Annotated in this window: 15 protein-coding genes; 11 read left to right on the plus strand and 4 right to left on the minus strand. The window is 49.7% G+C overall.

What is annotated here, in order from left to right; genetic code table 11:
• Positions 1–16 precede the first annotated feature (16 nt).
• Positions 17–1243, plus strand: a complete 1227-nt coding sequence (arsJ, locus tag JIG40_RS17910) for an organoarsenical effux MFS transporter ArsJ (protein ID WP_199465771.1) — start codon at positions 17–19, stop codon at positions 1241–1243.
• Positions 1244–1264: 21 nt separating this feature from the next.
• Here the strand turns inward: arsJ and JIG40_RS17915 are convergent, their stop codons facing one another.
• The gene (locus JIG40_RS17915; RefSeq protein ID WP_020331943.1) at positions 1265–1735 is read right to left on the minus strand and encodes a Dps family protein; all 471 of its coding nucleotides are present in this window, start codon (positions 1733–1735) and stop codon (positions 1265–1267) included.
• Between the two features lie 229 nt (positions 1736–1964).
• Here JIG40_RS17915 and JIG40_RS17920 point away from each other — a divergent pair, with 229 nt between their 5' ends.
• The gene (locus JIG40_RS17920) at positions 1965–2978 is read left to right on the plus strand and encodes an acyltransferase family protein (RefSeq protein ID WP_199465772.1); all 1014 of its coding nucleotides are present in this window, start codon (positions 1965–1967) and stop codon (positions 2976–2978) included.
• Here JIG40_RS17920 and JIG40_RS17925 read toward each other — a convergent pair.
• Positions 2975–3304 carry a DUF2500 domain-containing protein gene (locus JIG40_RS17925; RefSeq protein WP_044366460.1) on the minus strand — a complete coding sequence of 110 codons (330 nt, stop codon included), beginning with the start codon at positions 3302–3304 and terminating at the stop codon, positions 2975–2977. The two genes, JIG40_RS17920 and JIG40_RS17925, sit on opposite strands and share 4 nt — an antisense overlap.
• Positions 3305–3532: 228 nt before the next feature.
• Here JIG40_RS17925 and JIG40_RS17930 point away from each other — a divergent pair, with 228 nt between their 5' ends.
• From JIG40_RS17930 to JIG40_RS17945, 4 genes are all read left to right on the plus strand, one after another.
• Positions 3533–3901: a DUF4145 domain-containing protein gene (locus JIG40_RS17930; protein ID WP_199465773.1), complete on the plus strand. Its 369-nt coding sequence runs from the start codon at positions 3533–3535 to the stop codon at positions 3899–3901.
• A gap of 877 nt (positions 3902–4778) precedes the next feature.
• Positions 4779–5414 carry a lysoplasmalogenase gene (locus JIG40_RS17935; RefSeq protein ID WP_226976467.1) on the plus strand — a complete coding sequence of 212 codons (636 nt, stop codon included), beginning with the start codon at positions 4779–4781 and terminating at the stop codon, positions 5412–5414.
• A 67-nt stretch (positions 5415–5481) separates the two neighbouring features.
• A complete protein-coding gene (locus JIG40_RS17940) occupies positions 5482–5718 on the plus strand; it encodes a YecH family metal-binding protein (RefSeq protein WP_020433043.1) in 237 nt (78 codons plus the stop codon).
• A gap of 97 nt (positions 5719–5815) precedes the next feature.
• Complete coding sequence (locus JIG40_RS17945; protein ID WP_020331952.1) at positions 5816–6403, plus strand: YhgN family NAAT transporter; 588 nt, start codon at positions 5816–5818, stop codon at positions 6401–6403.
• A 24-nt stretch (positions 6404–6427) separates the two neighbouring features.
• On the opposite strand, the gene JIG40_RS17950 is transcribed toward JIG40_RS17945, so the two are convergent.
• Entirely contained in the window at positions 6428–6694 is a 267-nt protein-coding gene (locus JIG40_RS17950; protein WP_020331953.1) for a DUF1145 domain-containing protein, read from the minus strand.
• A complete protein-coding gene (rsmD, locus tag JIG40_RS17955; protein WP_020331954.1) occupies positions 6691–7290 on the minus strand; it encodes a 16S rRNA (guanine(966)-N(2))-methyltransferase RsmD in 600 nt (199 codons plus the stop codon). Before rsmD ends, JIG40_RS17950 begins: the two co-directional genes overlap by 4 nt.
• 283 nt (positions 7291–7573) lie before the next feature.
• Between rsmD and ftsY the strand changes: the two genes are divergently transcribed.
• From ftsY to glpE, 5 genes are all read left to right on the plus strand, one after another.
• On the plus strand, positions 7574–8761 hold the full coding sequence (gene ftsY / locus JIG40_RS17960; RefSeq protein WP_199465774.1) for a signal recognition particle-docking protein FtsY: 1188 nt from the start codon (positions 7574–7576) through the stop codon (positions 8759–8761).
• Between the two features lie 67 nt (positions 8762–8828).
• Complete coding sequence (ftsE, locus tag JIG40_RS17965; RefSeq protein WP_020331957.1) at positions 8829–9503, plus strand: cell division ATP-binding protein FtsE; 675 nt, start codon at positions 8829–8831, stop codon at positions 9501–9503.
• Entirely contained in the window at positions 9493–10461 is a 969-nt protein-coding gene (ftsX, locus tag JIG40_RS17970; RefSeq protein WP_199465775.1) for a permease-like cell division protein FtsX, read from the plus strand. The genes ftsE and ftsX overlap by 11 nt, the downstream gene beginning before the upstream one ends.
• Positions 10462–10628: 167 nt before the next feature.
• On the plus strand, positions 10629–11486 hold the full coding sequence (gene rpoH / locus JIG40_RS17975) for an RNA polymerase sigma factor RpoH (RefSeq protein ID WP_020331959.1): 858 nt from the start codon (positions 10629–10631) through the stop codon (positions 11484–11486).
• Between the two features lie 397 nt (positions 11487–11883).
• Positions 11884–12204: a thiosulfate sulfurtransferase GlpE gene (gene glpE, locus JIG40_RS17980; RefSeq protein WP_024373756.1), complete on the plus strand. Its 321-nt coding sequence runs from the start codon at positions 11884–11886 to the stop codon at positions 12202–12204.
• The last annotated feature ends 3 nt before the right edge of the window (positions 12205–12207 follow it).

Raw genomic sequence — 12207 nt, forward strand, 5'->3', positions numbered from 1 at the left:
CATTTTGGATCGGAATATGTTGCAAACTTATGCCAAATTAGACCACTCGATCCGTCAGTACATGCTGGTGACGTTCAACTACTGGAACTTCACGCTGACGGACGGCGCGCTGCGCATGCTGGTGGTGCTCTATTTCCATCAGCTCGGTTACGACACGCTGGCGATCGCCTCGCTGTTTCTGTTTTACGAGTTCTTTGGCGTGGTCACTAACCTCATCGGTGGCTGGCTGGGCGCGCGACTGGGGCTCAATCGCACCATGAACGTCGGGCTGGCGATGCAGATCGTTGCATTGGGGATGCTGGCGCTGCCCAGCGTGTGGCTGACCATTCCCTGGGTCATGACCGCGCAGGCGTTATCCGGCATCGCCAAAGACCTCAACAAGATGAGCGCGAAAAGCGCGATCAAAACGTTGGTGCCGGATGAGCAACAGGGCGCGCTGTATCGTTGGATTGCGATTCTGACCGGCTCGAAAAACGCGCTCAAAGGCGCAGGATTCTTTTTAGGTGGTGTGCTGCTGACGTTGCTCGGCTTCCAGCTCGCGGTGGCGTGCATGGCTGCGGTGTTGGTCTTGGTGCTGATTGGCAGCCTGACCTGGCTGAGTTCAGATATCGGCAAAGCCAAGGCCAAACCCAAGTTCTCGGAGATTTTCTCTAAATCGACGTCGGTGAACATTCTGTCGGCGGCGCGTCTGTTTTTGTTTGGCGCGCGCGATGTGTGGTTTGTGGTCGCGCTGCCGGTCTATCTTGGCACCGTGTTTGGTTGGGATCACATCTGGGTTGGCGGCTTTCTTGCGCTGTGGGTCATCGGTTATGGCGTGATTCAAAGCATCGCGCCGCGCATTACGGGTAAAGCGCAGGGTAAATTGCCGGATGGTCATGCTGCACTGCGTTGGGCGGTGATGCTGTGTGTGGTGACGGCAGGGGTGGCGCTCGGTGTCACGCTGAACTGGCACCCGCAATGGGTGATCACGGTAGGGTTGATGTTGTTTGGCGCGGTGTTTGCGGTCAACTCGTCCCTGCATTCGTATCTGATTGTCAGTTATGCCAAGGGCGATGGGGTGTCGCTCGATGTGGGCTTTTACTACATGGCCAACGCGATGGGACGTTTGATTGGTACGATTCTGTCGGGTTATCTGTTTCAGGTAGGGGGGCTGGCCGCATGTCTTTGGGTGTCTTTGGGCTTCCTCATGCTGACCAGCCTAATTTCGCTCGGATTACCGAAACTGTCACAACAAGCCCGTTAAACGGGCTTGTTTTTTATTGGCTTATTGCAACCACGCGTTCAACATCCACACCAGTTTTTCCTGTTCACGAATGTAGTCACCCATTTGTGAGGCAGTCCCTTCATCACCAGCCTCAGAAGCCAGAGCCAGAATGGCGCGTTGTTGTGTGATCAATGCACCAAAGCCGTTGACCAGCCCTTGCATGGTGCTTTTGCCATCGGTCGCGTTGGTGTGTTCCTGAATCTCAGTGCTGTCCAGATAGCTGCTGAAGCTGTGCAGCGGCTGGTAACCCAGCGTCAGAATACGCTCAGCCAGTTCATCAATCTTGGTTTGCAGATCGGTATAAATCTCTTCGAATTTTGCGTGCAGCTCAAAGAACTCTTTACCTTTGATGTTCCAGTGGTAACCGCGAGTGTTCATGTAGAACACCTGGTAGTTGGCCAGCAGGCGGTTGAGTGACTGAGCAAGTTGTTGGCTGTGGTTGCGGTCCAGGCCGATCAGATTAGTAGTCATAACACTCACCTCATTAGTAATTGAAAATAGATGGATTTCTGTGAAATCGTTGAGTGCATAATAACCGTGTGATTTGTATAACTATATTCGATTGTGTGCATTGTTGTGATAGGCAATAACTATTGTTCCGAAAATAAGTTAAGGATCTCACCAATCATTAACCTTTCTCTTACACAGCACATGGTTATCGTTCTATAGTGAGTTCTATGGCGGCTTGAGAGCGTGGTTTATGACTAAGCGAGTGATTTTTTTTGATTTGTTGCGTTGTATCGCGGCCGTGGCTGTGATTGGGATTCACGTGCTGGCGCCGTATCGGCAAGAGCTGGGGAATATCCCGTTTTCGGAGTGGCTGACGGCGGTCACCATCAACGGGATCAGCCGCTGGGCGGTGCCTGTGTTTATTCTGATCTCCGGTGCTTTGATGCTCAGCGATCCGCGTCCTTTTGATCTTCACTACTATTTGCGACGTCGCTTGGGCAAGGTGCTGGTGCCATTCATTATTTGGTCGCTGTTCTATGCTTATCTTTCCGGTTGGAGCGCGAACGGGTTTGACGGTGCACTGGCGCTCGATACGCTCAAACATAGCCCGCAACACGAAACCTATTACCATCTGGGCTTTTTCTATTATTTCATTCCGCTCTATTTTGTCATTCCGTTGCTGCAGTGGTTGGTGAAACGGGTCGATACGCTGGCGATTTGTGCGTGGGTGGCAATTTGGCTTGTTAGTGCGACGCTGTTCCTGTTCTTCATTGATGGCGTGTGGAGCGCGGAATTGTGGCTCTACAGCGGCTACCTGTTGCTCGGCTATTTGCTGTATCAGAAAGTGCCGAATACGCCTTGGGTAGTCTGGACTGCGCTGCTCTTGGGCGGCGGTGCTCTCTATACCACAGTGTATTCGGTGGTGACGTTAAGCCTTGAGTATCAGGGTTACACGGTCGGGCGCTGGCTATCTTACAAGACACTCAATACCATTCTGGCGGCGAGTATGATTTTTATTCTTTGTCGCGCGTGGGCAGAGCATCTGTCGCAGCGGGCGCAGACGATAGTGGCGTTTATCAGCCAGCACAGTCTGGGGATTTACCTGTTGCATCCGATATTCCTGTGGCCGATGAAAGCTTACGGCTGGTATCAAGGGAATCCGGGTTGGGTGATTCCGCTGTGGATTGTATTGAGCGGCGCGGCTTCGTTGTGGGTTAGCTGGTTGGTCTCTCGCAGTGGCAAGACCCGCTGGTTGTTGCCTTAGCGCTGCAAGGCAAAGTGTAAAAACTGGGTACCGCGATAAGTCAGCACGCCGCGATCCCCTGGATTCAGAGCGTGAAAGTAGTGCACTCCGACCTGAAACTCGCGTTTGGGCCCCAGTTTTCCTTGTTGCACGTAAATCCAGTACTCTCGATCTTCCTGCCCCGGCAGGGGATGTTCAATAGAGATGCTTTGTTTATCGAGAATGATAACTTCGGTGCTGCGTTCGGGGGCGTTTTCCCCCTGAATATGGCGGCGGTAAAACTGGCTGAACAGCCAGAGCCCCAACAGCAACAGTACAATAATCGCAATCCAAAATACGCTCGGCATCGTCGTCCCCATCTGACAGCAAGTGGAAGCTAATAATCTGATTTTATAAGCACTTTGACGAAATAAACCGGTAAATGCACAGTGAGAGAGGCGAGTTTTTCGGCTGGTGTCACACTTTGACTTGCTATTTGAAGGCTAAGCTAGAAGTGAGCATTGCTCACCCTTATCTATAGATCAACAGATTCTGAAAACAACTATAAACACAAGCGGATGAGCAGGGAGGCAGTGATGTCTGATATTGAACAAGTTGTCGAGCGAACGCGGAAACTGGAAGCCTTGCTGAGGACCCAATATCACGCGCAGGGACAAAATCTGGAAGAGCTGATCAACAGCTGTGAAGAGCGCCTGCCACATGATGTGCTGGCCAAACTGCATTACGTGGCCACGATTAGTAATCAAGTGGTGGAAGAAGAGCACTATCAGTTGGAAGACAGAAAGGCGTTTGTCGCAGTGTGTATCGAATGTGAAAAGGAACTGACCCCAAGAAGTGGTCGGTTTATCTGGCGTGTGGCATTAATGCTAATGATGCTGATGACGCTCGCGGCGATGGTGGTGTACTACCTGCACTGGGAAGAGTTGTCACAACATCTGCAATAGTTGAAGAGTGAAGAACTAAAAAAGGACGCCTTGGCGTCCTTTTTTGTTTTGTAACAGATGTTTAGTACATCATCGGCAGTGTCATTAAGCCAACGATTACTGCGATCATTACTAATCCTTGTTTCTGAGATGAAGAAATCATAACACTGCTCCTTTATTCGGTTTCATTCAGTGAGATCAGAATAGCACTAGTTTAACGGCTTGATCAAGCCCATCTTTTCAAAATGCTTAAAAATACCATTCTATATCTTAAGATCTGCCCTGAAATGGTGAGTTAGATGTGTGGTTTTGGTGCGATTATCAAATAATCATAATGAGTTTTAAATAATCTCATTTTGGTATAACTTATTGTTTTAATTTAACTTAATTAAGTTAAATTAATGTTTCATTAATCGTTTTGTCAGTTTTTTGCTTGCTAGAGGTTGGTATGTTGTCATTTTTCCATGAATTCCCATTTTTTAAGAAATAAAAAATCATAGATGAGATTTAATGTCATTTGTGTATGGTCTAACCAGTAGTGTTGGAAGGTAAACTGGTTGGCGAGGCTAATTGTTGGTTTGGTAGGGTTTTTATTGGTTTGTTTGTTTTTTATTGAGTTTATATTATTGTTTTTAATCGATTTTTATTAACTTAATTCTTAATTTATTAGTGACTTTAAGTGTAATTTAATCTGGTTTGTATCATTTAAAACGTTGTTTTTCATTGTTGATGGCCTCTGCGGCAGGTTTTTCTGTTTTGTTGATGAAAGAGTAAACAGTGTAAATGTTCGTCCGTTTTTTGCCTCAACAAGGAATCGCAATCAAGATCCAACTTTTGCAGCTTGGTTCTGGACATCGAAAGTCACATGCCTACACTGGCGGCAGATTTTAGAAGAGGTATAGGCATGTGGAGCTGGATTTCTGTCGCGGTATCGGGACTTATCAGCATTTCTGCTTTTGAAAACAATAAACTAAAGCACGCTCTGTTTTTTAAAGCGGTGAGTTTAGCCTTGCTTCTGTCCATCACTGTCACGCAATCCGCCGCCTTTTCGGCTCCGGTTCTGTGGGTGACGGTGGGGTTGAGTTCTGCCTTGGTCGGTGATTCACTGCATCTGCTGAGATTTCGCCCCAAAGCCTGTTTTGGCGCTTTTCTGCTGGCCCAGCTGTTCTATAGCAAAGCGTTTTGGGTTCAGATTTCCGGTTCAATTGTCTGGTGGTTGCCTGCACTGCTGATCGCAACCAGCATCGTCGCCTTCTTCTTATTGCTGCCTCAACTGGATACCTTGATTTTTCCAGTCACCATCATGGGCATCATGTTATTGCAAATGACGTGGGCTGCCGGAGAAGTGTGGCTGAAGTTACCATCATCTGCATCGCTGGCCGGATTCATCGGCAGTCTGCTGCTCATGCTGTCGGCGCTTTTGCTGGCAATCCATGACTATCGGCGTCCACTGCCGTTGGGTCAGTACCTGATCTCCGGCAGCTATTTGCTGGCCCAGGGGCTGATTGTGGCGTCTGTGGTGCTGCTGCCCTGAGCTAAATCAAAGCCGGATAGGGCGCCTTTGGTTACAGTCTGAGTTTTCCATCCTTGCGAGAACGACGATGACAATTGAAATTCATGCCCACCAAGTACTCAATCTACTCAAACAAACGCCAATGACGGAAGCGGCGCTGCGTGAAGCGGTCAGCCGGGAATTTGGTACGCATGCCCGTTTCCACACCTGCAAGCTGAACGGGATGGATTTAGATGCTTTGCTGGCTTTCTTGCAGGAGAAACGCAAAGTGATAATTGAAGCGGGGATCTGGCATCTGAATGAAGCGCGCATTTGTCAGCATTAAGGGTGGCAAAATGGCCATTTAGCGCAGGAATACACATCGAAATCGATAAGTGACGCTGATATACTGCGCAAAATTTTTGTTGTGGTATTGAGGTGTTATGGAGATTTTATCGGCTGCAACCATGCTGTTTCTGATCATGGACCCGCTGGGCAACCTGCCTATTGTTCTGTCTATCCTAAAGCACCTTGATCCCAAACGTCGCCGTGTTGTGCTGGTTCGCGAGCTCTGTTTCGCGCTGGTGATTCTGATGCTGTTTTTGTTTGCGGGGAAATCGATTCTCAGCTTCCTGCATGTGCAGCCGGAAACCTTAAGCATCTCTGGCGGTATCATTCTGTTTATTATCGCGATTAAGATGATTTTCCCGAGTGCAGGCAGTATTACTGGTCTCGCGGCGGGTGAAGAGCCGTTTATCGTGCCAATGGCGATTCCGATGATCGCCGGCCCGTCAGTGATTGCAGCGCTATTGCTGCTGTCGACCCAGTACCCGGATAATCTGATGGAATTGTCGGCGGCGGTGATTCTTGCCTGGTCGGGTACGTTCCTGATTTTGATGTTCTATGGCTTCTTTCACAAGGTGCTGGGCGAGCGTGGCCTCAAGGCAGTTGAGCGTCTGATGGGCCTGTTGTTGGTCATGATGTCGACGCAGATGTTCCTCAACGGTATTAAGAGTTACGTAGGGATGTAAAAAAACCGCCATTCGGCGGTTTTTTTACATCATGTGTTTGCGGCGAATATCGAGCAGCGCAAAGATACCAAAAATCAGAATGGACCATTTTTCCCAGCCATTCATTTTGACTTTGTCGCCAAACGCGCCAACGAAGATCAGCATCTGCAAACCGTGCATGAAGAACAGGAAAGCGGTCATGATGTACAAGGCGATCGCCGCTTTGCCCGGAAATGGCATAACGATGTTGATCAGTAGTACCAGCCAGACAAACGCGATGGCGGCTTTGGCCAATGTCAGCAGAATTTTCATTCGGATGTCCTTTCAAACAGTCGGTAACACACCTGACCCGCGAGCTTCTCTCGATACAGTTGCCAGCTTTCCGGCAACTCAGTCAGGGGCAGTTCTTTTTCGCTCTCAATATAAATCATTGCGTTAGCGGCTAGCCACCCGTTTTGCTCGAGTAACTGCACCGTTTCTTGTAACAAACCTTGACGAAAGGGCGGGTCGATAAAGACCACATCGTACGCTTGGCCGGGTTGCTTGAGGTAGGCGAGCGTATCGGTGTTGACTGCTTCAATGTTGCTGGCTTTGAGCGCCGCGATGTTGGTTTTGAGCTGTGCAAAGGCCTGCGGATTCATCTCCAGCATGGTCACTTTATCAGCCTGGCGAGAGGCTGACTCAAAGCCTAAACCGCCGGAGCCGGCAAACAAGTCAAGACACCTGGCGTGCGGAATATCCTGAGCGAGCCAGTTGAACAGCGTTTCTTTGACGCGATCGGTGGTCGGGCGCAGGCCTTCGGCATCGTGCACCGGTAGTTTACGTCCGCGCCACAGGCCGCTGATGATGCGAACCTGACCGCTTGGCGCGCGTTTTTGTGATGGGTTTTGCTGACGACGTCTTAGCATAGATTTTTTGACCGCTAATTAAGTGTTACTATAGCCAGTCTGTGCGCCTTTTCGCCGGGCGAACAGAAGTTTGGCATTCAAAATTATGGCAAAGTGTATCAAGCAAGCGTAAAAGTTTTCACTGCTTTGTCATTATTCTTTGTGCAAAAGCGATAATTCTTTAAGAAAAGAAGACACACCCAAGTCACTTTGATGCGGCCCATAGCCAAACCTTCGCTGGCTCAACAGCGCAAGGCACAGTTGACTTAGGTATGTGAGTTAATTAAATCCAGGATATCCCCAGATGACGGAAAAGAAGAAGCGTGGCTTACTGTCATGGCTTGGCTTTGGTGATGAAGAACAGAGCCAGAAACCAACAACCGAAACAGAACAAGACGAACAACAGAACCCGGTTGAAGAGCCTGTCGCGGAACCAGAAACTGAATTAGCAGAAGCAGAAGCAGAAGCAGAAGCAGAAGCAGAAGCAGAAGCAGAAGCAGAAGTTGAGATTGAAGAAGACATTCCGGTCGCCTCTCAGCCAGAACGTATTCAAGAGCAGGAAAAGCCAACCGAAAGCTTTTTTGCGCGCCTGAAACGCAGCCTGAGTCGCACCAAAGCCAACATTGGTGCCGGTTTCTTTGGCCTGTTTAAAGGCAAGAAAATCGACGACGACCTGTTTGAAGAGCTGGAAGAACAACTGTTGGTGGCCGATGTCGGTATGGACACCACGCTGAAGATCATCGAAAGCCTGACGGAGAAATCGTCACGCCAGCAACTGCGTGACGGCGAAGCCTTGTATGGTCTGCTCAAAGAAGAGATGGCGGAGATTCTGTCCAAAGTCGAACAGCCATTGGTGGTCGATAGCAGCAAAACACCATTCGTAATTCTGATGGTCGGCGTGAACGGTGTGGGTAAAACCACCACCATCGGTAAGCTGGCCAAACAGTTCCAAGCGCAGGGTAAGAAAGTGATGCTGGCGGCAGGTGATACCTTCCGCGCCGCGGCCGTAGAACAGCTGCAAATCTGGGGCGAGCGCAACAATGTACCGGTGATTGCGCAGCACACTGGTGCCGACAGCGCCTCAGTCATTTACGATGCGATTGAAGCGGCGAAAGCGCGTGGCGTGGACGTGGTGATTGCTGATACCGCCGGTCGTTTGCAGAATAAAGCGAACCTGATGGAAGAGCTGCGCAAAATCGTGCGCGTGATGAAGAAGATTGACGATTCAGCACCGCACGAGATCATGCTGACGCTTGATGCCGGTACCGGCCAGAATGCCATCAGTCAGGCGAAACTGTTCAGCGACGTCGCGCCGCTGACCGGGATCACGCTGACCAAACTCGATGGCACCGCCAAAGGCGGGGTGATTTTTGCGATTGCCGATCAGTTCCAGATTCCAATTCGTTACATCGGTGTCGGTGAAGGCATTGACGATCTGCGTCCATTTGCAACGCAGGAGTTTATCGACGCGCTGTTTAGCCGCGACGAGTAATTGAATCCGCCAAATCGCCAGAAGCATTGCTTCTGGTTTTGGTTTACGGTCAACAGGGGAAGGATGCGTGATCAAGTTCCAACAAGTCAGTAAAGCCTACCGCGGCGGACGCCAAGCACTGCAAAAAGTCGACTTTCATTTGCGCCGTGGCGAAATGGCCTTTTTAGGCGGCCACTCGGGAGCGGGGAAAAGTACGCTGCTGAAACTCATTTGTGCGATTGAGCGCCCGACTGATGGCAAGATCAGTTTCAATGGTCACGACATTACGCGAATTCCTGCTAAAGATATTCCTTTTCTGCGCCGCAACATCGGTATCGTATTTCAGGATCACCGCTTGTTGATGGACCGCACTGTGTTTGAAAACGTGGCGCTGCCAATGCGTATCGAATCGATTTCTGAAAACGACATCAAACGCCGTGTATCGGCGGCGCTGGATAAAACCGGCCTACTGGACAAAGCGCGTTGTCTGCCGACTCAATTGTCCGGTGGTGAACAACAACGTGTTGGTATTGCCCGAGCGGTTGTTAACCGCCCGACCTTGCTGCTGGCTGACGAACCGACTGGGAACCTGGATCCGGAATTGTCGAATCGAATTCTGCGTCTGTTTGAAGAGTTTAACCGTGCTGGCGTGACCATTTTGCTCGCCACCCACGACATCAATCTGGTCAACTCGCGTCCGCAGTACCGCCATCTGGAACTGAATCAGGGATTTTTGAGTGAGGTAGAAGACTATGGCCATTAAGCCGAAAGCCAAGAAACCCGCCAAAATTCGGGAAAACAAACGTGGCCAGACCGACGGCTTTTTTACTGTGCATGTTAAACAGGCCAAAGCGTCATTTGCCGCGTTGTGGCAGCGCCCGCTGGGTAACCTGCTGACACTGGCGGTGATTTCGATGGCGTTGTCGTTGCCAGCTTGTCTGTATCTGCTGAGCAAAAACATTGCGTCGGTGGCGGATAATGTCGCCAGTCCGTCACAAATCAGCGTGTATATGAAAGAGGGCACGCCAGAGCCACGCATCATGGTGCTCAAGGATCAAATCGAAAGTCGCAGTGATGTGGCGGTGGTCGACTACATTTCACCGCAGCAGGGGCTGGATGATTTAAGTCAGTACGCCGGATTTGATCAAGCGATCAGCCTACTGGATGAATATGCGCTGCCGGGTGTATTGGTCATCACGCCGGGAGTGGACAACAAAGAGCAGATTAGAGCCATCGCGCGTGCAATTCATGGTGAAGACGATGTCACCGACGTACGTCTCGACGAAGACTGGCTGGCAAGGCTGGACGCGATTCGTAATCTGGCCAGCATTGTTGTGGTCAGCCTGTCGATATTGATGCTGGCGTCGGTATTCCTGATTGTCGGCAACACACTGCGTTTTAACGTTCAGGCCAATAAAGAAGAGATTCAGACCATGAAGCTGATTGGTGCTACCGATGGTTACATTCTGCGTCCGTATCTGTATTCAGGCATGTGGTTTGGTCTACTTGGAGCCTTGTCGGCCTGGCTGCTGACCGCGCTGATCACCATTTTGCTGAATGGTGCTGTGGAAGATTTGGCGAAGTTGTACGACAGCCGTTTTCGTTTAATTGGCCTTGGCTGGGACGAATCTCTGTTGCTGTTGATGCTGGGCACTTTCCTTGGCTGCATTGCTGCACGGGTGTCAGCACGCCGTCATCTAAAAGAAATTGAACCGGTGTAAGGTTGGCGTGTCATAAATGGCAGTGTGCAAAAATCAGAGCTACTGACTGACTTGTCACCACCGACAGTTTGTGCATAATGACCAATCGAGTCTTGAAACCTGTTCATTTTGGGTTCAAGATTGATGGGTTAAAACTTACTCCAGATCAGAGATTGATGAGGATTTGAATGACTAACCAAGCGTATCCAATGGCTCTCGTTTCACAGGACAGCTTAGACAGCTACATCCGTTCAGTGAACAGCTACCCAATGCTGACCGCTGAAGAAGAGCGTGAAATGGCAGAGCGATTACATTACTCAGGTGATATTGAAGCCGCGAAAGGGTTGATCCTGTCGCATCTTCGATTTGTTGTTCATGTTGCTCGTGGTTATTCCGGCTACGGTTTGCCAATGGCGGATTTGGTGCAGGAAGGGAATATCGGTCTGATGAAAGCGGTCAAACGCTTCAACCCGGATGTGGGTGTTCGACTGGTGTCGTTTGCCGTGCACTGGATTAAAGCCGAAATTCACGAGTACGTGCTGCGTAACTGGCGCATCGTGAAAATCGCCACCACTAAGGCGCAACGTAAGTTGTTCTTCAACCTGCGTAAATCGAAAAAGCGTCTGGGTTGGTTCAATAACGGTGAAGTTGAAACCGTGGCTCGCGAGCTGGGCGTGGAACCGTCCGAAGTGCGAGAAATGGAATCGCGTCTGGCGGCACAAGATGCCACGTTCGAAATGTCGAACGATGACGATGATAACCCGAATGCGTACACCGCGCCGATGTTGTATCTGGAAGACAAACATTCCGATCTGGCTGAAAACGTCGAAGCACAGAACTGGGAAGCGCATACTAACCAGCGTCTGGCGTTGGCTCTGTCGAGTTTAGACGAGCGCAGTCAACACATTGTGCGTTCACGCTGGCTGGATGACCAGAAAGCGACGCTGCAAGAGTTAGCGGAAATGTACAACGTCTCTGCAGAACGTATTCGTCAGCTAGAAAAGAATGCGATGAAGAAATTGAAGGATGCGGTTGGCGAATTCTAAGCGGCCAACAGCTTCTAGCAAATTGCTGAAAACCGAGATCTCCGGATCTCGGTTTTTTTATGTCTGATCGAAATGCGCGATCAGAAGTAGGAAACTTTCTGTGGATAACTCTGTGACAAAATTATTTCCTGACTGTCATCAAGCTGGGCAAATCAAGGCTTGAACGCTGTTTTCTATTTGGGGATATGTTTCTCTTTACACACAACTAAATAAGGATCATCACAAGATGTTGTGGATCGAATAGATTCAAACCACTTTATCAACGCAATCCACAGAATTATCCACAAATGATGAGAATTTGATCGCTGGTGGATAACCTTACTCCGCTCATGTACTTGTTCAGCTTTGGATAGGTTACAATGTGTGCCGTAAAATAACGCTCAAATGAGAACTCAACATGGAACAATTTCAGCATATCGATGTTGCGGGTGCGCAAGCGCTCATCGAACAACACGATGCCAAGCTTGTCGACATTCGTGATCCGCAGTCGTTTGCTGTGGCGCACGCTAAAACGGCTTACCACCTGACTAACGACTCGATCGTTTCTTTCATGGATCAAGTCGAGTTTGATCAACCGGTATTGGTGATGTGCTATCACGGCATCAGCAGTCAGGGTGCGGCGCAATACCTGGTTAACCAGGGCTTTGAACAGGTGTATAGTGTCGATGGTGGTTTTGAAGCCTGGCATCGTGCCAACCTGCCTGTCGAAGCGAGCTGATTT

Source organism: Vibrio sp. bablab_jr001, assembly GCF_016464285.1.
GTDB classification, from domain to species: Bacteria; Pseudomonadota; Gammaproteobacteria; order Enterobacterales; family Vibrionaceae; genus Vibrio; species Vibrio fluvialis.

Excerpts from the sequence above, each read along its gene's own strand:
- rsmD (WP_020331954.1), bottom strand. The coding sequence starts at position 7,290 with ATGCTAAGACGTCGTCAGCAAAACCCATCACAAAAACGCGCGCCAAGC.
- rpoH (WP_020331959.1), top strand. The coding sequence starts at position 10,629 with ATGACTAACCAAGCGTATCCAATGGCTCTCGTTTCACAGGACAGCTTA.
- JIG40_RS17920 (WP_199465772.1), top strand. The coding sequence starts at position 1,965 with ATGACTAAGCGAGTGATTTTTTTTGATTTGTTGCGTTGTATCGCGGCC.
- JIG40_RS17940 (WP_020433043.1), top strand. The coding sequence starts at position 5,482 with ATGACAATTGAAATTCATGCCCACCAAGTACTCAATCTACTCAAACAA.
- ftsY (WP_199465774.1), top strand. The coding sequence starts at position 7,574 with ATGACGGAAAAGAAGAAGCGTGGCTTACTGTCATGGCTTGGCTTTGGT.
- JIG40_RS17950 (WP_020331953.1), bottom strand. The coding sequence starts at position 6,694 with ATGAAAATTCTGCTGACATTGGCCAAAGCCGCCATCGCGTTTGTCTGG.
- JIG40_RS17945 (WP_020331952.1), top strand. The coding sequence starts at position 5,816 with ATGGAGATTTTATCGGCTGCAACCATGCTGTTTCTGATCATGGACCCG.
- JIG40_RS17915 (WP_020331943.1), bottom strand. The coding sequence starts at position 1,735 with ATGACTACTAATCTGATCGGCCTGGACCGCAACCACAGCCAACAACTT.
- glpE (WP_024373756.1), top strand. The coding sequence starts at position 11,884 with ATGGAACAATTTCAGCATATCGATGTTGCGGGTGCGCAAGCGCTCATC.
- JIG40_RS17930 (WP_199465773.1), top strand. The coding sequence starts at position 3,533 with ATGTCTGATATTGAACAAGTTGTCGAGCGAACGCGGAAACTGGAAGCC.
- JIG40_RS17925 (WP_044366460.1), bottom strand. The coding sequence starts at position 3,304 with ATGCCGAGCGTATTTTGGATTGCGATTATTGTACTGTTGCTGTTGGGG.
- arsJ (WP_199465771.1), top strand. The coding sequence starts at position 17 with ATGTTGCAAACTTATGCCAAATTAGACCACTCGATCCGTCAGTACATG.
- ftsX (WP_199465775.1), top strand. The coding sequence starts at position 9,493 with ATGGCCATTAAGCCGAAAGCCAAGAAACCCGCCAAAATTCGGGAAAAC.